The organism is Photobacterium sp. Alg240-V54 (assembly GCF_900537155.1).
Lineage (GTDB): Bacteria > Pseudomonadota > Gammaproteobacteria > Enterobacterales > Vibrionaceae > Photobacterium.
The window spans coordinates 1,207,238-1,232,434 of sequence record NZ_UNRL01000001.1 but is presented as its reverse complement, the minus strand read 5'-3'; the positions used below and the strand labels follow the sequence as shown (position 1 = coordinate 1,232,434).

19 protein-coding genes are annotated in these 25,197 nt (G+C 40.4%); 11 read left to right on the top strand and 8 right to left on the bottom strand.

From position 1 onward, the window contains the following. Position 1: 1 nt before the first annotated feature. Genes G6R09_RS05275 through G6R09_RS05265 form a run of 3 tightly spaced genes read left to right on the top strand, consistent with a single transcriptional unit; the run spans position 2 to position 3,359 of the window. Positions 2 to 1,024 (top strand): ABC transporter permease, encoded by a 1,023-nt coding sequence (locus G6R09_RS05275; RefSeq protein WP_060996889.1) that lies wholly within the window; start codon positions 2 to 4, stop codon positions 1,022 to 1,024. Continuing rightward, complete coding sequence (locus tag G6R09_RS05270) at positions 1,024 to 2,418, top strand: leucyl aminopeptidase family protein (RefSeq protein ID WP_163920951.1); 1,395 nt, start codon at positions 1,024 to 1,026, stop codon at positions 2,416 to 2,418. Before G6R09_RS05275 ends, G6R09_RS05270 begins: the two co-directional genes overlap by 1 nt. Positions 2,419 to 2,432: 14 nt before the next feature. After that, positions 2,433 to 3,359 (top strand): N(4)-(beta-N-acetylglucosaminyl)-L-asparaginase, encoded by a 927-nt coding sequence (locus G6R09_RS05265; RefSeq protein ID WP_163920950.1) that lies wholly within the window; start codon positions 2,433 to 2,435, stop codon positions 3,357 to 3,359. Positions 3,360 to 3,444: 85 nt separating this feature from the next. On the opposite strand, the gene G6R09_RS05260 is transcribed toward G6R09_RS05265, so the two are convergent. Further along, the gene (locus G6R09_RS05260) at positions 3,445 to 3,717 is read right to left on the bottom strand and encodes a hypothetical protein (protein WP_065168689.1); all 273 of its coding nucleotides are present in this window, start codon (positions 3,715 to 3,717) and stop codon (positions 3,445 to 3,447) included. Positions 3,718 to 3,970: 253 nt separating this feature from the next. On the opposite strand from G6R09_RS05260, the gene G6R09_RS05255 reads away from it, so the two are divergent. After that, complete coding sequence (locus G6R09_RS05255) at positions 3,971 to 4,801, top strand: hypothetical protein (protein ID WP_065168688.1); 831 nt, start codon at positions 3,971 to 3,973, stop codon at positions 4,799 to 4,801. Positions 4,802 to 4,864: 63 nt separating this feature from the next. Here G6R09_RS05255 and G6R09_RS05250 read toward each other — a convergent pair whose 3' ends face one another. Further along, entirely contained in the window at positions 4,865 to 7,330 is a 2,466-nt protein-coding gene (locus G6R09_RS05250) for a GH92 family glycosyl hydrolase (RefSeq protein WP_373423692.1), read from the bottom strand. 219 nt (positions 7,331 to 7,549) lie between these two features. Continuing rightward, positions 7,550 to 8,473, bottom strand: coding sequence for a LysR family transcriptional regulator (locus tag G6R09_RS05245; protein WP_163920946.1), 924 nt, complete (start codon positions 8,471 to 8,473; stop codon positions 7,550 to 7,552). A gap of 162 nt (positions 8,474 to 8,635) precedes the next feature. On the opposite strand from G6R09_RS05245, the gene G6R09_RS05240 reads away from it, so the two are divergent. From G6R09_RS05240 to G6R09_RS05210, 7 genes are all read left to right on the top strand, one after another. Then, complete coding sequence (locus G6R09_RS05240; RefSeq protein WP_163920944.1) at positions 8,636 to 9,028, top strand: RidA family protein; 393 nt, start codon at positions 8,636 to 8,638, stop codon at positions 9,026 to 9,028. 53 nt (positions 9,029 to 9,081) lie between these two features. Then, entirely contained in the window at positions 9,082 to 10,551 is a 1,470-nt protein-coding gene (locus tag G6R09_RS05235; RefSeq protein WP_163920941.1) for an aldehyde dehydrogenase family protein, read from the top strand. An 11-nt stretch (positions 10,552 to 10,562) separates the two neighbouring features. Continuing rightward, positions 10,563 to 11,555, top strand: coding sequence for a membrane dipeptidase (locus tag G6R09_RS05230; protein WP_163920939.1), 993 nt, complete (start codon positions 10,563 to 10,565; stop codon positions 11,553 to 11,555). A gap of 98 nt (positions 11,556 to 11,653) precedes the next feature. Further along, positions 11,654 to 13,210, top strand: a complete 1,557-nt coding sequence (locus tag G6R09_RS05225) for a BCCT family transporter (protein WP_065168683.1) — start codon at positions 11,654 to 11,656, stop codon at positions 13,208 to 13,210. 78 nt (positions 13,211 to 13,288) lie between these two features. Next, the gene (locus G6R09_RS05220) at positions 13,289 to 14,986 is read left to right on the top strand and encodes a hypothetical protein (protein WP_163920935.1); all 1,698 of its coding nucleotides are present in this window, start codon (positions 13,289 to 13,291) and stop codon (positions 14,984 to 14,986) included. Further along, the gene (locus tag G6R09_RS05215) at positions 14,983 to 15,720 is read left to right on the top strand and encodes a DUF3726 domain-containing protein (protein ID WP_107204584.1); all 738 of its coding nucleotides are present in this window, start codon (positions 14,983 to 14,985) and stop codon (positions 15,718 to 15,720) included. Before G6R09_RS05220 ends, G6R09_RS05215 begins: the two co-directional genes overlap by 4 nt. A gap of 595 nt (positions 15,721 to 16,315) precedes the next feature. Next, complete coding sequence (locus G6R09_RS05210) at positions 16,316 to 16,945, top strand: hypothetical protein (RefSeq protein ID WP_065168681.1); 630 nt, start codon at positions 16,316 to 16,318, stop codon at positions 16,943 to 16,945. Positions 16,946 to 17,051: 106 nt separating this feature from the next. Here the strand turns inward: G6R09_RS05210 and G6R09_RS05205 are convergent, their stop codons facing one another. The 5 genes from G6R09_RS05205 to G6R09_RS05185 all read right to left on the bottom strand — a co-directional run bounded on the left by G6R09_RS05205 (position 17,052) and on the right by G6R09_RS05185 (position 25,127). Then, positions 17,052 to 19,544 (bottom strand): GH92 family glycosyl hydrolase, encoded by a 2,493-nt coding sequence (locus G6R09_RS05205; protein ID WP_240345699.1) that lies wholly within the window; start codon positions 19,542 to 19,544, stop codon positions 17,052 to 17,054. Between the two features lie 283 nt (positions 19,545 to 19,827). Continuing rightward, positions 19,828 to 21,195, bottom strand: coding sequence for an amidohydrolase family protein (locus G6R09_RS05200; protein WP_163920932.1), 1,368 nt, complete (start codon positions 21,193 to 21,195; stop codon positions 19,828 to 19,830). Beyond that, positions 21,192 to 22,526 (bottom strand): solute carrier family 23 protein, encoded by a 1,335-nt coding sequence (locus tag G6R09_RS05195; RefSeq protein WP_163920929.1) that lies wholly within the window; start codon positions 22,524 to 22,526, stop codon positions 21,192 to 21,194. Before G6R09_RS05195 ends, G6R09_RS05200 begins: the two co-directional genes overlap by 4 nt. A gap of 410 nt (positions 22,527 to 22,936) precedes the next feature. Then, positions 22,937 to 24,088 (bottom strand): M20 aminoacylase family protein, encoded by a 1,152-nt coding sequence (locus tag G6R09_RS05190; protein WP_163920926.1) that lies wholly within the window; start codon positions 24,086 to 24,088, stop codon positions 22,937 to 22,939. 64 nt (positions 24,089 to 24,152) lie between these two features. After that, positions 24,153 to 25,127: a DMT family transporter gene (locus G6R09_RS05185; protein ID WP_163920923.1), complete on the bottom strand. Its 975-nt coding sequence runs from the start codon at positions 25,125 to 25,127 to the stop codon at positions 24,153 to 24,155. Positions 25,128 to 25,197 lie beyond the last annotated feature (70 nt).

Here is a 25,197-nt window from a genome sequence, read left to right as displayed (position 1 = left end):
CATGAAAGGCATTATTCAATTATTAATTCGAAATCCTAAGTCATTAACAGGATTATGTATTTTAGTGGTGTTTGTGTTAGCGGCTCTGTTTGCGCCAATGATCACTAACCATGCACCTGATAGAGGTACTGGCAACCCACATGAATACCCTGCATTTGTGGTAAAAGCTGCCCAAAATAATCCTGATGGTTGGATCGCGAAAAACTTAGCCACCAATAAACGCACCCTACTAATGTCCAAAAAAGCTGACCATATTCTCGGCACAACTCGTATGGGACGTGATGTATGGTCACAATTAATCTACGGTGCCCGCACATCGCTTGCGGTTGGTTTAGGTGCCGGAGTTTTAGTGTGTTTTCTGGCAACCTTAATTGGTGTTTCTGCGGGTTATTTTGGCGGCAAAGTCGATGAAATTCTAACTGCGGCCATGAACATCATGCTGGTGATCCCTCAATTACCGTTGCTGTTTATTATTGCGGCGTTTATCGGTCAAGCAGGGCCATTTACGATAGCGATTGTTATAGCCATCACCTCATGGGCATGGGGCGCGCGAGTGGTACGATCTCAAACCTTATCCCTCCGCGAAAAAGAGTTTATTCGTGCGGCAGAAGTGTTAGGTGAATCACCTTGGCGAATCATTGCAGTAGAGATCTTGCCTAACCTCATGTCGATTGTCGGTGCCAGCTTTATTGGCTGTGTCCTGTTGGCAATCATGACCGAAGCGAGTTTATCGTTCCTTGGTCTTGGCGATCCTAATGCAATCAGTTGGGGCGTGATGCTATATAACGTTCAAACCTCTTCGTCGATGTTGATTGGCGCATGGTGGGAAATTCTCGCGCCATGTCTAGCATTAATCTTTATTGCCATCGGGTTATCGTTATTAAACTTTGCCGTTGATGAAATTGCCAACCCACAATTACGTTCACACAAAGGCATGCGCCGCTGGCAACAACGTAGTGATGAAACCCTAATAGCCACTCAAACTGAAATGCCTCACCCTGTTACTGATGGCGGAACAAGATAATGAATAGCAGCTTATTAACCTTTACTTTTGCTCGCACTCAACACTGCGATCAATTAACCCGTACTATTTACCTAACATCAAAAACGAATAAACAATTAACGCTCAACCAAGATGTGAGTGATTTTAATGCCGAGATCAGTAAATCGACATTTAGCGTGGCAGATATTCAAGATATTGGCTATTTAATCGCAACCACATTTACTCAAGCGACAACGTTACAACTGTGTATTGATGACACGATTGCAAACCAATATAGCCACCAGCAGTGGCTCAAATGGTTATCTTTTGGTCTGGCGTTATCCAACTATCGTTATCACCATAGCGACAGCCCGCTGTTAGCTCCAATAATCGCTGATTTTACGCTACTTAACGCCACAATCGACGAAATTAGCGCATTTGAGAACGGTAAAATTCTGGCACAGAGCCAGCTTATCGCACGTGAGTTAATCAACAAACCTGGCAATGTTATTTATCCACAATCTTTTGTCGAAGCGATAGAAACATTAGCGATCAATAACATTGAATTATCTTACCTTGATGATGCGATGATGCTTGAACAAGGCTTTGGCGGCTTAATGAGTATCGCCCAAGGCAGTGATCGCGAAGCACGCCTGTTGTGCCTCGACTATCATCCTCAAGATCCCAAGTTTACCGTAGCTTTAGTCGGTAAAGGCGTCACCTTTGATTCCGGCGGCATTAGTATTAAACAACCACGCTATATGAGCACCATGAAAGTGGATATGGGCGGCGCAGCAGCCGTTGTCGGCGCATTAAACGCTATCGCCCAATTGCAATTACCAATTCGTGTGATTGGATTGTGTGGCTTAGTGGAAAACATGCCATCAGGCAAAGCGATTAAACCTGGTGATGTGGTCACCATGCTCAATAAAACCAGTGTCGAAATCATTAGCACTGATGCCGAAGGACGGATGGTATTAGCTGATGTGCTCCACTATGCCCAGCAGCACTATCAACCTGACTATTTAGTTGATATTGCGACCTTAACCGGTGGCACAGGAATTGCGTTAGGCAAAGCTTTTGCCTCATTAATGGGTAATAACGATGATTTGATTGCCCATGCAAAAGCAGCAGGTCAAGCGTGCTCAGAGCCATTATGGCCAATGCCTAGCGGTGACATGTTTAGCACAGCGTTAGACAGCGATTTTGCTGATCTGCGCCATGGTAGTGAAGAGCCTGATGGCAGTCCATGTGTGGCAGCGACCTTCTTATCGCACTTTATCGAGCCCAATCAAAAATGGATCCACATTGATTCAGCAGCAATGTCATTTATGACCCACCGTAAAATTTACACCAAAGCCACCACAGGCTACGGTACGCTGTTATTAACCGAACTCTGCCAACAGTTGATCTTGCAAGATCAGTTGCATAAATAACAAGGAAGTTAACCATGATCTTATTAGCAAATTCAGAAGCCTACCCAGGGATTGAAGCATCAGCACGTCGTTTACAAGCAGGTGAAGAAGGCTTACGCGCATTAGTTGAAGGTATTAAGTTGGTTGAGTTGGATCCACGCGTACGCACTGTCGGTTACGGCGGCTGGCCAAATGTACTCGGTGAAATGGAACTCGACGCCTCAGTAATGGATGGGGATAGTTTACGTACAGGTGCCGTTGGCGCATTAAAAGGCTACATCCACCCGATTGAAGTCGCCTATAAAGTCATGACAGATCTCAATCATGAGATATTAGTCGGTGAAGGCGCAGCTATTTTTGCCAATGAAATCGATGCGGTTGCAGGTAATAACCTTATCGAAGATTCAAAGCAAGTATGGTGGGAGAAGCTAGAACAAGCGATGACACCTGACCAACAAGCAGCATTTCCTAATGTACCACTCGCGCCACTGTCTAACAATGCTACCGATCCTGAACGTGTGCGCGATACGACGGTTTTTTTAAGCAGTGATATTAACCGCAAAATTACCGTAGCAACCTCTACTTCGGGTTGGGCATGGAAATACCCTGGTCGTTTAGGTGATAGTCCAATTATTGGTGCCGGATCGTATGCTGATAGTCGTTATGGCGCGTGCGCTTGTACTCACACCGGAGAAATGAGTATTCGTTGTTCAACAGCTCATGCGGTAGTGTTGTACATGAAGATGGGAATGACCTTGGATGAAGCCGTCTATGAAGCGATTCGTGATCTCGATTACCTCAAAGATGGTTATACCGAAGGTGTTACGATTCATGCGATAGATTGCCACGGTAATCACAAAGTGGTGAGCTTAAATTGTCCGGGCAATATTACTTACTGGCTATGGCAAACAGGCATGGATAAACCAGAAGAGCGCCAAGCTGAAGTGATCATGACTAAATAATAATAGCGTACTCCAAAACCAATAACACCCTGCGGGAACTCACTCACAGGGTGTTATTATATAGCGGTTGTTACACTCGTAACTTTCATTTATTAAGCATAACTCCCCGCACTCTTTGCCACCAAAGAGCAAACTGATTATCCGCCATATAATCATCACGAAAGGCTTGGCTATCATCCTCTGCAACACTCTTTACATACTGCTTATTATTAACGGTAATCATTTTCGTAAAACTACGCGTATACGGTGACACTTCGCGATCTAAAAAACGCAGCGCTTGGCGAGGATTGGTTGTCTTGCGTTCTATATCAGGATGATGAGATAAACCATGAGTAATAGTTAACGTAAACGTTGTCATTGTTGCTGTCCTTGAAACGATTGAAAACATCAACAACCGTGAAAATGGGAATAGAAAAAAGGTACTGTAATAAAATATACTCGCTCTGGTTTCTTTTAAATATCAGCAATATGTTTCAATTTGTATGAAAGATAAGAAGTTGTAACAAAGTGAGCCGTAAAACAATAATCAACAATAAATTCTTAAAAATAAGTCATTGATAACTTTCTAAATTGGCTAGGTTTTATATTATTCCTACAACAAAGATCAGCTTATGCCTATATCTCAGTATCTGTTACCAACATTTCTATGCGTCAGTGTATCGCTACTCAGTGGCTGTAATGACGATAATACTAATAGCACAACAACGACAGATGAATCAGATCCCGTGTTAGCCGTCACGAACGATGACTGTGATCTTGATAACGTACAATTACTGGATTTTACCCCGTGGCAACGAGAGAACGGTTACTGGGTCGGAGATTACACGCTACTTGGCGCAGATGGTACACCTCAAGTTTCTAGTCGCTGGCCATATCAATATGATAATTATCAAGGATTTATTCATTTAGAAGTGATTGGAAATACCATCAAACAGCGCAATGTGTTTTTATACCCGCCTAAAAAGGCAGAGTTATGTGATGAGACAACCATGGCATTAGGCAATGGTATCTGTGGTATTAATGGTAATGAGAAGATCTTTAGTGCCGATCAACAAGCCACTGATTGTAATGGTAACCTTGCTGGCCCGTTTGAATCTTTTGGTATGACGTTAGATACTAATACCACCCTGATTGGCGATGATACCGTACTTTACCAAGTACGAATGCCTGATGGCGGTATCATGCAAAACCAATTAACAACTTTACCGCCAAACGACACTCGCGTTCGCACCGCCCAAGGGTTTTTCAATGGTGCTCCAACTTATGCCAGTTATTATCGTGAACGAAAAGTCACCGAAGCAGAGTTTTTTCAATTACTCGACGCAGCACGAGCTGAATACAACATACTTGAAACCGATTACTGCGGTTACGATAATGCTAATCAACCTAGCCAAACTACTTGTGATGATCATTTTGGATTAGACCGTTCAGCAGACCAATAAATAACAAAAAAAGCGTGCTCTTACTCAGAGCACGCTTTGGTTAATACATATCGCGGTAACTAATTAAAAACTTGCCTGCAGTGCTTGCTTCTTATCACCTGTCATCACAAACCGTAATTCGCCACCCGCTTTAATATCGCTGTGTTTGAAAGTTAAGTTAGCACCTAACTCTTGGCCATTGATGGTGACTGACTGGACATACTTATTCACCGGGCTATTATTATCAGCCACAATAGTAAATTCACCGCCTTTGACATCAATTGACACCTTATCAAACAATGGACGCCCGATTGAATAAGTCGGATCCGCAGGTGTTACTTGATAAAAGCCCAAAGCACTCATGATGTACCATGCTGACATTTGTCCTACATCTTCATTACCAATCAAACCTGTTGGCTCAGTGGTGTAAAACTGATTCATGATCTGATCTAAATACTCTTGTGCTTTCCATGGCTCATCGGTCAAGTTGTATAAGTATGGAATATGATGCGAAGGCTCATTACCATGCATATATTGACCAATATAACCGGTTAGATCGGGCAACTCTTCACCAGTATTTGAAGAACGAGCAGTAAACAACTCGTCTAAATCTTCACGGAATGATTTTTCTGGCGTCATATCAGGTTTATTTTGAGCCATATCTGCAGCATAGATTTCTTGTTTTAGGCGCTCAAAATCATGCATAGGCTGGAACTTCCACTGCCATGCATTACCTTCAGTAAAGGCAAATTCATCAACAAAATATGGGTCAAATGGCAATAATGGGCATTGCTCTTTCATCGTCCCCGAGCCAGCAGGCCACTCAACTTGCTTACATTGATCCATCTTCGTTTCATCTACTGGGCGATTAAACTCTAGTGGTGGCTTGTTTGGTGAAGAGCTTGCAGGGTGGTTCTTTGGTCGTAAAAAGCTCGTTTCTTTATCCCAGTGATGCAACCAATTATCAGCACGCACTAAAAACTCATCCTGCAGTTTGGTATCACCTGCCATACGAGCAATTTCAGATACCGCCCAATCGCCATAAGCAAACTCTAAAGTATAAGATGCTGAGTTCCAGTAACCATGGTGAACAAAGCCATTTTCTTCATAGACTTTTACTTGCACCACATTTGCGGCACCAATATTTTGATCTTTTGTCCAATCAGGAAATTCACTTTCTTCATGATAACGCGCGGTAAATTCAGCCGCTTCTAACGCATCTTGAGCGTCAACATTTAAATCTTTTGCCATTGCATCAGCAATAATAGAAATAGCCGGGAAGCCAATCATCGTCCCCGTATAATGGCCTTGCAGCTCCCATTTAGGTAAAATACCACCATCTTTATACTTACGAATCAAGTCATTAGCATATTCTGTTGCACGTTGCGGATTAATAATCGTTTGTAACGGATGGAAAGCACGGAAAGTGTCCCACATTGAATACACTGAATAATTCGGTGTATCACCCGCATCTTTTATTTCTTGAGTACGCATAGCGCGATATTTACCATCAACATCTTGGAAAATCATCGGGGCTATCGAAGCATGGTACATCGCGGTATAGAAAATCTGCTTTTGATCTTCAGTCCCGCCCTCAACTTCAACCTTGGCTAACTCGTTATGCCATGCCTGTTGAGATTGCGCTAACACGCTCTCAAAGCCCCAATCAGGAACTTCGGTATTAAGGTTATTTTCTGCGCCTTCAATACCTGTAGGAGAAAGGCCTACTTTTAATTCTAGAGGCTGATCTGTTGGCGCAAACTCTAAATAAGCAATGGTTTTAACCGCTGCAATATTATCATTATTTAATTTAACGCTGGTTTCAACACCGTCAATTAATGCGGTTGCTTTTACAATTGGCTGATTAAATTTAGCATAAAAATAAATATGTTGGTTATTTGCCCAACCATCAGAACTACGCTGACCGCGAACAGTATATTCATCAATAATTTCAAGGTTTCCAACAGTGGTACGGTTACCCCAGCTCTTATTTAACGTATGGTCTAAATCAAATTTAATAAATGGTGTGCTACCTTTAGCAAAAGTATATTTATGATAACCCACACGCGCAGTTGTCGTCAGTTCAGCTTTAATCTCACCACGATTTAACTCAACCGCATAATAACCAGCCTCTGCCGTTTCATTGGCTTTATCAAAGGTATTGTAAGTTGCATTATTTTTTTCAGTAAACGGTAATACTAAAATATCACCAAGATCAGTAATACCGGTTCCACTTAAATGGGTATGAGAAAAACCATAAACAGGAATGTCTTGTTGTTGCCCATGATCAAAATAACCCGCCGCTGATCCCCAGCCATCCATTTCAGTATCTGGACTTAATTGCACCATTCCCGATGGGAACACCGCCCCAGGGAAAGTATGGCCATCAGCACCAGTACCAATAAAAGGATTTACATATTGTAAATATACGTCTGAAACTTGAGTTGCCTTATCTGTAGATACTGTTGAATTATCAGAATTACAGCCACTTAATCCCATCGCTAATGCAATAGAGAGTGCCACTGGACTCAGCTTATTTATCATTATCATCGACCTATATTATTTATTATGGGGAAGCGACGAAAATAAATATTCCGTCAACTTGCTATTTGTCGATAATAAAAATAAACATCACCATAAAGTAGTAGCAAAATAATACATTCGCTGGACTTTTATCGCTAAATCCCTTTTTAGTGATATTGCTTCAATCTCATTATTATTATTGCTCCGTCTATTATAAATAATCATCAATTAGCTTGTGGAATACGATTAAAGCGTCTCTTGATTAAACGATGAATGGTTAAGTGAGTTCACATTAATCTTATTTAATTCCTGTAAACATAACTGATAAAAAGCCTCTGCTTGAGGTGATATTTGTCTGTCTTTGAAGCGTAATATACCAATTATTCGCTCAATACTTGGATCGTTTAACGGGATCCACGTCAATTTTTGATGATGAGATGAAAACGCTAATTTAGGCAATGTGGTAATCCCGATCCCTAATTCTAATATTGAAAATAGTGAGGTGATATTTTCAACAGAATACAATGCGTGATCAAATAACACTCGTGCCGGAGTATTGTCTAATAATTGGCATGTACCATTAATAATAAATGGAAAGGCACATAATTGCTGCCATGATAGCCCTTGTGTACAACATGCCAAAGGGTGCTCAGTCACACAAACCACCCCCAGCGGATCGGATAATAATGGCGTAAACTCAATCGTATTATCATTAATATGAAGGCAATGACCGACAGCTAAATCAACTTCTCCAGCTAATAATCGAGCTTCAATTCCTACCGCATTATCATCAATTAAAGAGACTTCAACATTGGGGTGACTTTCAGTAAAACTCGCCATTACCTGCGGAATTAATTTTGCCGCTACCGATGGCACGCTGGCGATACGTATTTTTCCTCTCTGACCAATAGCTGTCGCCCACAAATCACTTTCAAGATCTTGATACTGTTTCATAAAATGCTGAATTTTAGGTAAACATGCCTCACCAAACGGGGTTAATTTCACTTTATGTCCAGCCTCAAACAACCGTTGACCCAAAATTTTATCCAATTCTTTTACTGAGGTAGATAATGCCGCTTGTGAACGATTAGCACGTACTGATGCAGCTCGAAAACCACCATGCTCAACCACCAGCAAAAAATACTTCAATTGCTGTAACTTTATATCCATAGCAACAATCACTCTGTCTAATTATCAGTAAATAGCATTCTTAAATTCACAACCGATAAAATAAATTTATCAAAAGTGAAAAATAAACCATTCGATTTATCATCAATTATTCAGCACAATTTAACCAAATAAAAACATTATCGTTACATAAAAAGGTGAGTTATGTCTGATACCTCCATCAAAAAGTCGATAAAAACTGAGCTATTTAGCTCTAAAGCTCCGCTTGAATGGGCTATTGTTAATAATGGAACGTTATACACAGCGCAGATCCCAATCGATAGCAGTGGCACTGTCGTCGGCGGAGGTATTGAAGCCCAAACTCATCAGGTCTTCACTAATTTAATCCATACCCTTGAATGTGCCAACATCGATACTGATGCAGTACTGCAAGTCATTATTTATGTTACAGATCGCCGTTATCTCAATACGGTCAATGCTATTTATGCTGATTATTTCTCAGCACCTTATCCAAACCGTGCCGCGATTGTTGTCGCAGGCCTCGCTCGTGAAGAAATGCTGGTTGAATTTGTTGTTTATGCTGCGGTCAGTCAATAGCACTCTCCATTTTGCATAGTTATCCCTTTACTGAACCGAACAAGGATATGTCGATGTCATACTCTAAACATAGTCTCCGCTCACAAGCTGAAAATGCACTGTATATTGATGGTCAGTGGCACAATGGCACCACGACGATCAACAATATTAATCCTTCCGATACCTCTGACAGTCTTGGTCATTTTTCTCAAGCTAGCTCGCAACAACTACAACATGCTATTGATGCTGCTAGAACAGCTCAACCAACATGGGAAAAAACCCCGTTAGAACACAAACAACGTATCCTCCAAGCCATCGGTGATGAACTGATTGCACGCTGTGATGAATTAGGGACATTACTCTCGCGTGAGGAAGGCAAACCGTTTGCTGAAGGACGTGGTGAAATCTATCGCGCAGGGCAATTTTTTCAGTACTTTGCTGCTGAAGTACTACGCCAAATGGGCGATCTTGCTACTTCAACCCGTCCAGGTGTTTCTGTTGAAGTTAGCCGTGAAGCGGTTGGGGTTGTCGCCATTATCTCACCGTGGAATTTCCCAACAGCCACTGCGGCATGGAAAATAGCGCCAGCATTGGCATTTGGTAATAGTGTTATTTGGAAACCAGCCAATCTCACCCCCGCCAGTGCCGTCGCCCTTACTGAAATTATTGATCGCCAAGGCCTACCACCAGGCACCTTTAATCTTATTTTAGGTAGCGGCAGTGATGTTGGTGACGCTCTTATCCATTCAGATCAAATTAATGCGGTAAGTTTTACAGGTTCAGTCGATACCGGTCGTAAAGTCGCCACAGCAACTGCACCTAACTTTGTACGCTGTCAGCTTGAGATGGGCAGCAAAAATGCATTAGTGATTGCCGATGATGCAGACATTGATATCGCTGTCGAAGCGACCATTATGGGATCGTTTTCAGGCGCAGGACAAAAATGTACCGCCTCTTCGCGCTTAGTGGTAATGGACAACATTCATGATGCTTATGTCGAAGCCCTGATCGACCGTATTCATACACTAAAAATCGGCCATGCACTTGAAGATGGCGTTTTTATGGGGCCCGTTGTTGATGGTAACCAATTAAAATCTAATATGAATTGGATTGAAAAAGCCCAACAGCAAGGCGCTGAATTAGGCTGTGGTGGCGAACAACTAACCCGCGCTCATGACGGTTTTTATATGGCACCAACATTGTTCTTAAATACCGAAAACCATTGGAGCATTAACCAAGAAGAAGTCTTTGCGCCATTAGCTTGTGTTATTCGCGTCACCGATATTGAGCACGCCATCGCCACCGTTAATGATACCCGTTTTGGCTTAACTGGCGGCATTGTTACTCAACGTTTACGTACTAGTGCTTTATTTAAACAGCAAGCACAAACAGGCTGTGTGATGGTTAACCTTCCTACTGCGGGCACGGATTACCACGTTCCTTTTGGCGGCCGCAAACAATCCAGTTTTGGTCCTCGCGAACAAGGTCAATATGCGAAAGAGTTCTACACCATAGTTAAAACGGCTTATCAACGTCCATACTAAGGAGCGGTTGTATGTATAACGATCATATTATTATTGATGGGTTGCAATATTGCCATTGGGATCGCCCCTACTTTAAGCGCTTACAAGCCAGTGGCATCACGGCGGTACACGCAACCATGGTTTATCACGAAGATGCACGACAAACCCTAACCCGATTTGGCGAATGGAATCGATTATTTGAGCAACATGCTGATCTTATTATGCCAGTACACAGTGCTGACGATATTAAAACGGCCAAAGCAACGCATAAAGTTGGGATTTTTTTAGGGGCACAGAACTGTTCCCCGATTGATGATGAGATTGATTTAATTTCAGTCATGCGCCAACAAGGGCTGTTGATTATGCAGCTTACTTACAATAATCAAAGTTTGCTTGCGACCGGGTGTTATGAACAAGAAGATAATGGTATTACTCGATTTGGTAAACAAGCTATCGCAGAGATGAATCGCGTTGGTATGATCATCGACATGTCACACAGCGCAGAACGCTCAACCTTAGAAGCGATTGATGTGTCATCACGACCAATTTGTATCAGTCATGCTAATCCCTCATTTGCTCATTCAGCACGACGTAACAAATCCAATCAAGTTATTCGATCACTTGCTCAACGTAATGGCTTAATTGGCTTTAGTTTGTACCCCTTTCATTTACCTAACGGTAGCCAATGTCGTCTAGATGATTTTTGTCGCATGATCGCAACTACGGCAGAAATGGTTGGAGTCGAACACCTTGGCATTGGTAGTGATCTATGCTTAAACCAACCACAATCAGTCTTAGAGTGGATGCGTAATGGCCGCTGGTCAAAAACCATGGATTATGGAGAAGGCAATTCTAATAATGCGGGTTGGCCGGAAAGCCTTGCTTGGTTTAATGACCAACATGGAATGGAAAATATTTATCAAGGGCTAATTAAACATGGTTTTAATGATACCGAAACCGCACAAATATTGGGGGGGAATTGGTTCGATTTCTTGCAACAAGGCTTAGTTCCAACTGCGTCTTAGCAACGAAATAACGACAAAAAACAAATCTAATCGATTAGGCGTTGTTTCTGGTCTGAGGAAAGAGCGATTTACTACCTTAGCAATACGGGAGATAGAGCATGTCAGAAAAACCCAATACGATAACCCCCGATCCTATACCACGCACAGCCATCGAAAAACTGGAGTTATTAAACCCTGTGATGTGGTTGAGTGGTGGCTTCATTGGCCTTTTTATCGTCACGGCTCTCTATGATAAAACATTGCTAACAACCATCGTTAACAGCGGCTTTGCTTGGGCTATTACATTCTTTGGCCCTTACTGGCAGGTATTACTATTACTAACATTTTTAATTGGGATTGCTCTTGCCATAGGCAAAACGGGTGGGGTCGTATTAGGTAATCTCGCTAAACCTGAAATTGATAGCTTTCGTTGGGTCGCTATTTTGCTGTGCACTTTACTCGCAGGAGGTGGGGTGTTTTGGGCTGCGGCAGAACCGATTGCACATTATATTACTGTTCCGCCCCTTTATGGCGATCCTGATAATACATGGCAAAGAGCCGTTAATGCTCTAGCACAATCATTTATGCATTGGGGATTTCTCGCTTGGGCAATAACAGGCAGTTTAACCTCGATTGTATTAATGCACCTTCATTACGATAAAGGCTTGCCCTTACAACCACGAACATTGCTCTACCCATTGTTAGGTAAGCGAGCACTCACTGGCGCGACTGGCTCATTAATTGATGCTTGTTGTATTGTTGCTGTCGCTGCCGGCACTATTGGTCCAATAGGCTTTTTAGGATTACAAATAAGTTTTGCTTTAAATAGCTTATTTGATATTCCTAACGGCTTTACGACTCAGCTCATTATTGTGCTATTAGCTATCGTTATTTATACCATTTCAGCGTTAAGTGGCTTAAATCGGGGTATTCAACTTCTCAGCCGCTGGAATGTGATCCTCGCATTAGGGCTAATGACATATATTTTAATTGTTGGGCCAACAGGGTTCATTATTAATGGTTACCTGCAAGGTGTTGGCACCATGATCGATAACTTTATTCCTATGGCAACCTACCGTGGTGATGAAGCTTGGCTTAGTTGGTGGACTGTTTTTTTCTGGGGCTGGTTTCTTGGTTATGGTCCAATGATGGCGATTTTTATCTCGCGAGTCTCCCGCGGCAGAACCATACGCCAATTAATCTTGATGCTAAATATCTGCGCGCCACTGATCACCTGTTTTTGGTTCACTATCGTCGGTGGTACAGGTATTGCTTTTGAAATGACAACTCCAGGCCTAGTGAGCGAGGCGTTTGCAGGGTTCAATTTACCAGGGGCACTACTGGCGATAACCCAGCATCTGCCATTTCCAACCCTTATTTCAATTCTATTTTTAATTTTAACTACCGTCTTTATTGTAACGACTGGCGATTCCATGACTTATACCATCAGTGTTGTGATCAGTGGCGATACAGAGCCTAACGCGTTTATAAGAACGTTTTGGGGAATAATGATGGGACTTACAGCAATCATTTTGATCTCTTTAGGTGCTGGCGGAATATCGGCTCTACAGTCATTTATCGTGATTACTGCCGTCCCCGTATCACTGATTTTACTGCCTTCACTGTGGGACGCACCTCGGCTTGCAGCACAAATGGCAAAACAACAAGGACTCTAATCTTAAAGGATTCATTACATAACAGGTCATCAAAGCTAAATAACAATAAGCCTAAATAACAATAAAAGGGTGAACAACATGAAAACACACAGTTGCAACGCAACCAACATGTCCCTACGCAACCCTGCTGTTGTCATGCAACCTAAAAAGCTCGGCGCAATGCACCAAAATCGCCTTAGCTTTGTACGGATCCTTATTCGTCGTATGGCCAATCAGCAATGGAAAATCACGCCAACAGTGTGGAATATTTCTTCGCAAGGATATGGCATTGCCCAATATCGCTTAGATACCCCCAACCAGCATTATCATTTAGTGGTATTTTCAAATGCGATTAATGATGAAGATCGCAATGATCGTGTTATCGCTGAAAAGTGGGATGTGACATTTGCCTTGGTTGTCGGTGATGTCGACGATGTGTTGTTTGATCAGCTTCATAATAATGTTCCCCTTCAAGAAGCAGGGCGCTTATCAAGTCAGGTATTAGTGCTTGCGCGCGCCAACAAAAGTGTCAGAATCTTCAATCACCTCATAGAAAAATTAGCGCAAGGACAACAGCCAGATACTCAATTACTTGCTGATGTGGGCTACATTCTACGTACCACTGCCGTTTATGGTAATGGTAAATTTGGTATTGCTGACTTTGAACTCTTAGAAGATAACCCTGATTTAAGTCTCTCTTTTAGTGCTCAGATGTGTGCGGTATATATTCTGCGCCAATTTAGCCTCGACTGGGTCCACTTTCTCGCCCAGCAACAAGCAAATGGCAACGCGGCAACATTAGCACGTCCATTACAACGTTATCTTGGTATTGGTAACGCCACAGGGCTCGGCATGGCACCTTATTTAATTCGCCACCCGCGTATTATTGATCAATGGATGGCCACTCGTGAAACCGCGATTGCAATTGCGATGGCAAACCCAATAACACCCACTAGCCGCTTACAATTAGCCCCATTTATACAACGTGCCATTGATCATTTACAACAGACAACAACAATTGATGTTGAGCAACGTCAATTAAATGCTGTCGCAATCACCGAACTACAAGCTATTTTGGATCAACTCATATTTACCACGACCGATGATGGCAATTGGCAACATCTGTTAGCTAAATACCATACCATGAGCCAAGAAACACAAGAAATTTTGACCTCATGCATCCTTGAGCTATACCCAGAACAAATAGATATGCTGGAAAATAATTTCAATGCTGATGAAACCTTATCGTTAAGCACTGGTATCTGCGTTGGCGATCTCATCTTACTATTACAACAACGCTATCAATGGGCGTTAGATATTGATTTTTACCAACCACTTAATAATTTCTGGTTTTGGTATCGCTCAAAAGATAAAGAAGAACCTCGTATAGGAGTAAGAGGCCAAGAAGCAGGAGAAGAAAAAGAATTAGCACTTGATATTGCTCGACAAGTTTTCTTTTTATACCAAGAATTACAACGTGTATCACCACAAGAAAGCCTCGCGACTTTTTTATTAAAGCAACCACAATACCGCGCGATTGCACGTCGAACATGGACGCTTGGGCACTGTGCTATGGGGGATATTCAAATAAATATTCTTGATAAGCACACACAGCCAATACATTTGCTTCGATGTAAATTAGCCATATTTGGCGCCACAAAATTTGATCCACGCTCTGACCGCTGGTTACGTGTAACCTTTTTTCAAGGTGCGCCACTTTCTGATGAGTTACACCCTGATGAATGGTTATTTCCACTCTTGCCAACCACAGCTACAGATATCAAGGAGTTCCCATGATTAATGTTTCTCATAATGAATTAATCACCCAATGCACTAAAGCCTTTGAAGGGTTACACCGTCAATGTGGTGAATCTGATATGATCGCGAATATGGTGGTTGATTTAGAAATGGTGGGATTAAACGGTGTTTCTCACTTTGTTAATGCGCTGCATTTTTTAGCCCTTGAACAAGATGAAGCGGTTTATGTCGAACCTGTTATCGACCAGCAACTCACAGCAAATTTATTAGGCTGTAGTATCTTATGCCACTTACCTAATTTACTTGATTTCACTTTAGATAACTTAGCCAATCGATCGTCTATCGTGCTCAATATCACTCAATGCCATCATCGCTGGCTCGCCTTTAGTGAATTAATTAAACTCGCAGGTAAAGGGCTCTCCGTTAAAGCACAGTGGCTTAATAGCAGTGATTATAAACAAGTCATCTATATATTAAATGCGGGTGAATTATTACCTGAACTCTATATTGCCAATCATAAAGCCACGCCAAGTGAGTTATCGTCCATACTGGATTTACAGTCACTATCGATAGAGATCAGTAAAAAAACATTAACATTTCCTTTTATAAAAGAAGATTACCAACATCTTTCATCCTTCGATTTACAAGCTGCAAAACAACATGCTTGGAAACATGGTATGTCGATAGCCGTTGAACACTGGCAAATCATTAAACATGCGGCCAGTGCAATATTAGTAGAATCAAATGAAATCTCACCATTAAGTGAAAGCTAATAAACATTAACTACAAAAAAGCCGTTATAAAAAATAACGGCTTAACTCACACGAGATTAAATAATTATTACCCGTTGATTTTAAATCTCTAAAAATAAATTAAAACGCACTATTTTAAAATACAATAGAACACTGTTTGCATAAATAAAACAACAATAAACATATAATATTCATTGTTGTTAACAGTAAAATAAAACGCATATTTTCTATTTTTATAAAAAAACAGACTTTGCGAGTTAATTTTAACTCAAAAAATAAATAGCCCCAGATTATCAATTATAATCTTATTATAAAATCATCGTTACCGACAGGTAATAATCTCTTTATTGTTTTTTTATAGCCATACAATACAACTTCCAATAAAAACTAATTTTATCATCATATTAAGCTAAAAACCAAGCCACAGTAGCCAACATGTATCATATTAATTTTCGGCATATAATTTAGTGTAAATATAAAGATAAACATCCATTCACGCTGCAAATACATATTAAATACTAAAAAATCAAGATTGCAATGAGGGGGTATTTTTCTTTATGCTAAGTCACAATAAACAATCAAAAAATAACTTCCTATTGATAACAATGGTAAAAATATGCGTTCAGATATTAATATAATTATTTCAAAACTTATTAATTTTATTATTCTAGCACTAATACTAACTATACCTATTGCTGTTATTGATTATGATGTTCTTTATTTAAAAGATAACGTTCCAGAGCATTCATTAACCGAATATACACAAGAATTATTATTGTTTATTTGTACAATGATATTTTTCTATTTAGGATTAACGAAAATAATTTACCAGCGCTGTGCTTTTCTCATTGCGGGATTTTTTACCTGTATGCTGATAAGGGAGTTAGATCTGTTTTTTGATCAATTCGTTTTTCATGGCTTTTGGTTATATCCAGCTGCGGCTATTGCTATCATGGCATTAATATATGCGGGTCAACAACCTAAAAAAACCCTGTCAGCTTTAGCCGAATTTATGAGTAATAGTTACTTCCCTATTTTATGTTTAGGCTTAGGTATAGCGTTAATCTACTCTCGATTATTTGGCATGGGTGAAATGTGGCAGATGATTTTAGGTAATGATTATCATCGTATCGTAAAAAATATTGCTGAAGAAAGCTCTGAATTATTGGGTTATTGCTTAATGTTTTATGCCACCATAAATTACGTTATCTGTTACCTTAAGCATGACCATGATGACCACTATTAAAAGAAATAATACGACGCCTGTTATGGTTTAAATAGTAAAAAAATAATAATTAAAACAACAAGGTGGCTGATAGCCCCCTTGTTACTTAACTTATTTAATGTGTTAACTAGTTAATCATCGGTACTTGCATGGCTTGTGATTTATCAGCTGTCATCACAAATTTTAGTTCACCACCGACTTTAAATTCAGCGTGATTAAAGAACAATCCGTTATCTAACGGTTTACCATTAATTGAAACCGATTTTATGTACATATTATCATCGCCGTTATTTAATGCTTTCACAGTAAAGAAACCATCTTTTACGGGTAATCGCACTTCATCAAATAGTGGACGACCAACGGTATAAACAGGCTCAGCGGCATTGACTTGATAAAAACCCATCGCCGACATTACATACCAGGCCGACATTGAACCAACATCTTCATTACCAATAATGCCAGCAGGCGCTGCAAAGTACATTTCATCTAAAATATGATCGACCACTTCTTGGGTTTTCCAAGGTTCAGCAGTCCAATTATAAAGGTATGGAATATGGTGTGAAGGCTCATTACCAAACGCAACCTGACCAATCATGCCTGACATATCAGCAGTTTCAGTACCTTTACTGCCCGCGGTAAAGGTAGCATCCAAGTTTTTAGCAAACGCTGCTTGCCCGCCCATTTGATCTTGCAGTCCCTTGATATCGTGTGGCACAAACCATGTCCACTGCCACGCATTACCTTCAGCATAAGGACCTGACTCATGCGCGGTTTTATACGGATCAAACGGAGTAATAAAATCACCGTCAATGGTTAACGGCCGCATAAATCCAGACACCCCATGCTCTGCATACTCAATTGAATTGTTATCAAAGTAACGCTTAAATGCTTGTGAGCGCACTAGATATTGTTGCTCTAGCTCTGTATTACCTGCCGCTGCAGCTATTTGCGCAATCGCCCAATCATAAAACGCATTTTCTAAGCCATAAGACACTGATTCTTTAATATGTTCAGCATTTTCATTAGCAACAGGCACAAAACCGTGCTGTTGAGAAAACTTCACCGCATCGGGTAACACACGTTTTAAAACATCGAGATCCCACTCTTGAGCTAATGTTGCATGGTTGTCATAAGTCGACGATTCAACCGCGGCTTGCAGTGCTTGTTGTTTTTCTTGTAAGGTAAATTCATTGGGGAATTTGGTGATCGCATCGGCAATCACCGCCACCGCTGGATAACCAATCATGGTGCCGGTCTCATCCCCTAAGTGTTCCCACTTCGGTAATAAGCCGCTCTCCTGCCATTTTTGAACCATATTCTTAGCATACTGTACTGCACGCTCTGGCTCGGTGATGGTTTTTAATGGATGTAACGCGCGAAAGGTATCCCACAGTGAATACACTGAAAAATTAGGCTGTTCAGGTGTCGCTTGACCATAGGCAATCGAGTAGTTGCCTTCACCATTACGAATCGAACCTTTCCCCATACCTCTAAATTCACCAGTGACGTCTTGGTGTACTTGCGGCGCTATTTTTGTATGGTAAAGCGCAGTATAAAAGATTTCTTTTTGCTCTGGTGTGCCGCCTTTAACATCAAAATTTAATGCTCGTTGCCATTTCTTCACCGCAGCCATCCGTGCTTCATCAAACGATTGCTGCCCTTCAGCATCATGATTAGCTTTAGCGCCATCAGCACTTACCGCAGAGATTGCGACGGCAGCATTAACAACCTGAGTATCACCGCCTTCAAACTCAACATAGGCAGTAACGTCAGCTTTAATGCGCTTAACTGGCTTACCCGCATCATCACGCAGTAATTCTGAAACATGCTCGGCGGTTAAGCCTGCTACTGGTTTACCGTTAGCGAGGATAACCACATTTTTGATTTTTTTATCAAAGGTCGCATGGAAGAATATTTTCTGATTTTTCGCCCAACCAGAAAAATGCGCCGCGTCTCTTTCACCTGTGATGGTATAACCATCTTCACTGACCGTTAATTGATTACGTAATGAGGTCGAACCCCAGTCACTGTTTAAAATCGAATTTAAATCAATTTTTAATTTCTGATCAGCGTCTTGAGGATAAGTATAGCGATGAAAACCAACCCGCTCAGATGCGGTTAATTCTGCTTTAATATTATTACCGGCAATTTCAACGCTGTAATAGCCCACTTCTGCCTGCTCGGAGGTTTTATCCATTTTAACCGCAATCGCTTTACTATAATCATCGCTATCTTCAATGTAGTGTTGATTATCTTCGGTAAACGGTAAAAATAGAATATCACCTAAGCCGCCCATACCAGTACCACTTAAATGGGTATGCGAAAAACCAAATAAAGTATCTTTATCGTAATGATAACCTGATGAAGAATGCCAGCCGATTAGCTCAGTATCCGGCGACAACTGAATCATGCCTTCAGGCACCACTGCACCAGGAAAGGTATGACCATTAAAGCCAGTACCAATAAATGGATCGACAAATTTAGTATTGCCCGTTAGCACTATCTCAGGTGCCGTTTTATCGGGCACAACCGTGGTATTGTTATAGATGGTTTCGTCATTACACCCTGTCAGTGCTGCTGCGACCATTAGTGCCAAAGGCAATATTTTCATTGTCGACATATCCATTCCCTAGCTCATCACGTTGACTGTAGATTGTTATATTTAGAACTACAGTGAAAAGTTTGTGGCAGGATTATCAATAAAGTTAATTGTAGGAGATATAGGATTAATTACGCATTCACTGGCTTTTTGTAACAGCAATTATACGCTGTGATATACCGCATATTCTTTAAACCGTTATTTTGGACTCAATATCACAGTTTTAATTATACTTATTATAAAAAAAACCGTTACTTTTATTACCGTAACGGTTTTTTCAATATCACACTATAGACAGCGATGATTAAATAACAGCCTTACCTTGTACCCATACTTTGGCCACGTTTTCAGGTTGAGCAAGCGTAATGATTTTCTCTAAAATATCTTTTGCACTATCAAATTGAGGCCAAATACGTAAATTTCCGATAGCAGAATTAGCTTTAATTACTATCGCATCAAAATGATACCCTTGTTCAAATAAGCCTACTTTAGCATTAAACACTTGCCCACCGCCGACCGTTGCCATCCAAAACGCTTCTACAAAACTAATACGTGCATTAGCAGTACCACGCTTAGACGCAGGTAAGTAAATATCCACCCCTTCTTCACGAACACGGGAATGACTGACGGCATCAAAACAGGCGCGGAAAATAGACGGTGATGGCGCTCCCGCAATATCACTACCTAAACCGATTTGTACGCCGTGATCCAATAATTCACGTGCTGGCATCGCAGCGTTAGCAAAGTACATATTTGATAATGGGCAGTGACCAATACCCGCTTTAAACTGGTTAATTTTTTCAATATCTGCTTGATTAAGAAAAATAGAGTGAGCAAGAATCGATTTATTATTCAGTAGTCCCATATCAGCATAAATCGTCACGTCACTAACACCGTAATGTTGAATGCTGTAGTCACGTGCCCAATCACTTTCAGAACAATGGGTTTGCATATGAAGATCATAGCGCTGCACTAAACCGCCTAATTGCTGTAATAACTCACTGGTGCAACTTGGCACAAAACGCGGCGTGATCACCGGATGTACTAATCGTGATTGATTTCCTGCCAGCTCAAACACATTATTGACAAACAATTCAGTGTCATCAATTGCCGCTGTCACACTTGGTTCACAGTAATAAGCCGGACATTGGTCACTATTGTCCATATTCACTTTACCAACAAAAGCACGTTGACCGACATTCAAACATGTTTGTGCAAGTAACTCCGTTGATTGGCGGTGAATAGAGGCGAAATACACCGCACTAGTAGTACCATTAGCTAATAATGTTTTAGTGACATCTTGATAGACATTTGCTGCAAAATCATTATCTGAATAACGGTTTTCAAGTGGAAAAGTGTAATTTTGGAGCCAATCATACAAAGGTAAATCAAGCCCTTTTCCTGCCTGTGGCCATTGCGGTGCATGGCAATGTAAATCCACCAAGCCTGGTAATAGATATTCGCCTTTAGGGATCACTTGCAGACAATTATTACGCTTAAAAATCGCTAATAAGTCAGCATATTCAGGATGCTGTGGCGGGTAAGTTGCTGCAATATCCCCTTGATGATCAATCAATAATAACCAATCAATATTGAATTCAAACTCACCTTTTACTGGGCAGTGAAAGCAATCAGCAAGGACAGCAAATTTAATCATTGTTATATCAATCATGCGTTATTCTCTGTATTTGTTTGACTATCTATTTGGGTAACAGTTTCAGCTGCAACAGGTTGATCTTCATTAGGTAAAATGAAATTCAAGATCACCGCAGCTAAGGCACCAATCGCAATGCCTGAGTTAACTAAATAACCGATTAATTCAGGTAAGGCATAAACTAATTCACGTGGCATTAACACCGCACCAAGTGACAACATAATCGGTAAACCGACCACTAACATATTACGTTCATTAAGGTTGATATGTTGAATGACACGAAAACCATTCATCGCAATAACAACACAAATAACGGTGAAAATACCCGAAATAACAGCATGGGGAATCGAAGCAATAATACTGGTTAATTTAGGCATTAATCCCAGTAATAACAGAATAAAGCCACCGGCAATAATCGCACGCCGTGAAGCAACACCCGTGACGGCAATAATGCCAGCATTGGTTGAATAACCAGTAACAGGACTACCGCCTAATGCTGCACAAAAGAAATGTCCTACCGCTTCACCGCTTGCACCACGATTTAAACGCTCATCTTTTAGCTCAACGCCAGTCACCGCACTCACAGCACACCATGTGCCAGTAGTTTCAACTAACACAATCATTGAGATGAACAACATCGTCAAAATGGCAATGGGATCAAATGTTAACTCACCAAAAGGCAATAAACTCGGCAATTTAAACCACGCCGCTGTTGCTACTGATGAGAAATCCGTCATGCCATAAAAAGAAGCTGTCAACGTACCTAATACAATCGCGCTTAACACTGAGGTTAGTCGTAACCAATGCAATGACTTAAACAAACAACCTAATAAAATAAAGCTTGATAGTGACACCATACTCACCAACGCAATCACAATGTTTTCAGTTGGTCGCTCGCCACTGTAAATACCATTAAACGCGATTGGTAATAATGAAATTCCTACCACAATGATCACGGTACCGCCTACAATCGGTGGCACTAATTTTCGAACTGCTTTACTAAATAAATTTAATGGCTTACCCAGCAACGCAACGAATAGTGCGACTGGTATTAATGCGCCATACACCGCTCCCATTCCCATGGTTTGACCAATAGCAGCAATGGCTCCAATAGGAATATAAGACGGCCCTTGCATCACGGGTAGTTTTAATAAACACCGCGACTGAATAATGGTCGCCAATCCTGCAACGACAAATGTCATTTGAATAAGTGCCGATGTATCAGACACCGTCAGTGATAATAAACCCGCTAAAATAATTGGAACAATATAGAGATCCATCGCTAAAACATGCTGCGCCCCCAAAGAAAGCGAGCGAGGAAGTGATATTTTTTCATCGATATTAATCATGTGTCGGTATACCAATTAATAAACTAACGAAGGCAGTTATTGTGTAAGACTGCGGCTGATTTCAATTGATATTGAATAAAAAACACTCATATCAATAAATAACATATCAGAACAATAAACACTTATTGCTCAATGAATTGCGTATATGTAAACGTTGTTATTAACCAAGCAGAATATAAGATGGCGGGATTTTACCTGAAAAAAAACCAAAGGCAATCGTTTGCGTGATGGTTTGAATTAATGCTAAAACAAATATATCAATAAGGAATTTCATTAAATAAACAAAGATTAGACAAAAAAAACAATCCCCAAGAGGTATAAACATTGGTGTTTTACTAAACGAAAAATAAAACGGCTCAAATAAAGAGCCGTTAATATTAAGTATATTTACATATTAGTAAAAATTATTTCTAGATCGCTAATTGTTGCTCAACAAGCGTCTGCCAAAAATTCACACCATCCATAAGAATATTATCATTAAAGTCGTAATATGGATTATGTAAAGCTGTACCACCACATTCACCTACACCATTACCAACTAAAATATAACAACCTTTAGCTTCTCTAAGCATAAAAGAAAAATCTTCACTAATAGTAAAAGGCTGACAACTACCATTCACTTTATCAACACCTGCCACAGCAATGGCAGCATTAACAGCATGAATCGTTTCTTGTGGTGTATTAATTGTAGATAAAAAACTATTGTTAAATTTAAATTGGTAGTCAACTCCTGCAGACATGCATTGACCAGCAACAATACGTTCAATTGCAGTTTCTATTTTATGCAGAGCAGAATCTGTAAAACTACGAGTATCTCCTTTAATGGTTACTCGTGATGGAATGACATTAACGGTTCCATTTGTAGCAAATTCTGTTACAGAGATAACAGCTGTTTCATCAATAGCGCTAAGGTGACGGGAAACAATTGTTTGTAATGCTAGTACAATTTGGGAACCCACAACAATAGGATCAGTCCCCATATGTGGCATTGCAGCATGCCCACCAGTCGCAATAACTTCTATTTCAAAACTACTCTCACTTGCCATTAATGAATGCGGACGAGTAACAAAGTGTCCTGCGGGGATCCCCGGTAAATTATGCATGGCATAGATAGCATCAATATTCCAACGTGTAAATAAACCATCAGCAATCATGGCCTTAGCTCCAACGCCATGCTCTTCACCTGGTTGGAAAATAAAATACACAGTACCATCAAAGTTACGTGTTTTTGCTAATTCATGCGCAGCACCTAATAACATTGCAGTATGACCATCATGACCACAAGCATGCATAACACCATCATGAACAGAACAATGAGCAAAAGTATTTTTTTCACAAATATGTAATGCATCCATATCAGCACGAAGTCCAATAGAACGTTCACTATCACCACATTTTAAAATACCAACAACACCTGTTTTTCCAATATTACGGTGTACTTCTAAGCCAAACTCTTCTAACTTTTCAGCAACCATTGCAGATGTCATTTCTTCCTCAAAGCCGAACTCTGGGTGCTGATGAATATGATGGCGCCACTCTATAACTTTAGTATTAATGGTCATTACTGTATTCCTTTAGTAACACAGCGCAGTCGTTATCGTTTATCGACTGCGCGTTAATATTTAATTATGCTTTTTGAGGTTTTAATTTATTCACTTTTTGTTCTGTTGTTTCTTGCTGTTTCTTATTACCAAACTTCATAAACATCATCATTGAAATAATCACAACAGCAATTGCAAGTAAACGCATAGGAGTTACAGATTCACCAAGAGCAAAAACAGCCAGGACAAAAGATGATAGAGGCATTAAGTTTAGTGCCATTCCTGTACCATCAACACCTACACGCTCCATAGCATAAATATAAATTAAATAACTGATACCTGAGATACCAACACCAAGAATCGTAATACAAAGGATTCGTAATGGTGAGCTAAAAATACCTAAGGCTGAACTTAAATCTGCATTTGTTACAAGAAGATATAACCCGAAACCAATCGATGCGAATACAAATTGATGGAACATTGTTGCAACAGAACCATATTTCTCAGCTAATTCAGCACGAGCATAAGCCATTGTGGCAAAACTTGCCGCACTTGCAAAACAGATTAAGTGACCAATATTGAAGCCATTGGTTTCTGATTTTGGATCCATAACCAAAATAGCAACACCAACAAAAGCACCTAACGCGGCAACCATTTGTAATGAAGTAAATCTTGCATTATGACGAAAGAAACCAACCGTTAGTATAAGAATAGGAATTAAACCTTGAATCACACCATTTTCTGATGCGGTAATATAATCAAGAGATAAAAATGAAAAGAAACTAAAAGCGCCTTGTCCAATAATACCACACGCTGCTGACCATATAATGTCGTGACGATTTTCCCAATTTAATTTAAATTCTTTTTTCTTCGTTAATTTTCCCGTTGCTGTACCAATTTTTAAAATTAAGGCTAATGTCATAAATGCAATAGTATAACGAGCCCAAACAAGTACTTGTGCATCCATCACCTCAAGGATAGGCGTTCCCACAATCCATGGGATTCCCCATAAAAGCCCAATAAATATTGCAGCAGTCCAACCCATTGTCGTACGGTTCATAATTTAAATCCTTTATTATCCATTAAATTTAAGACGAACGTCCCTATAGGCCGAATACTTCAGCTTTATT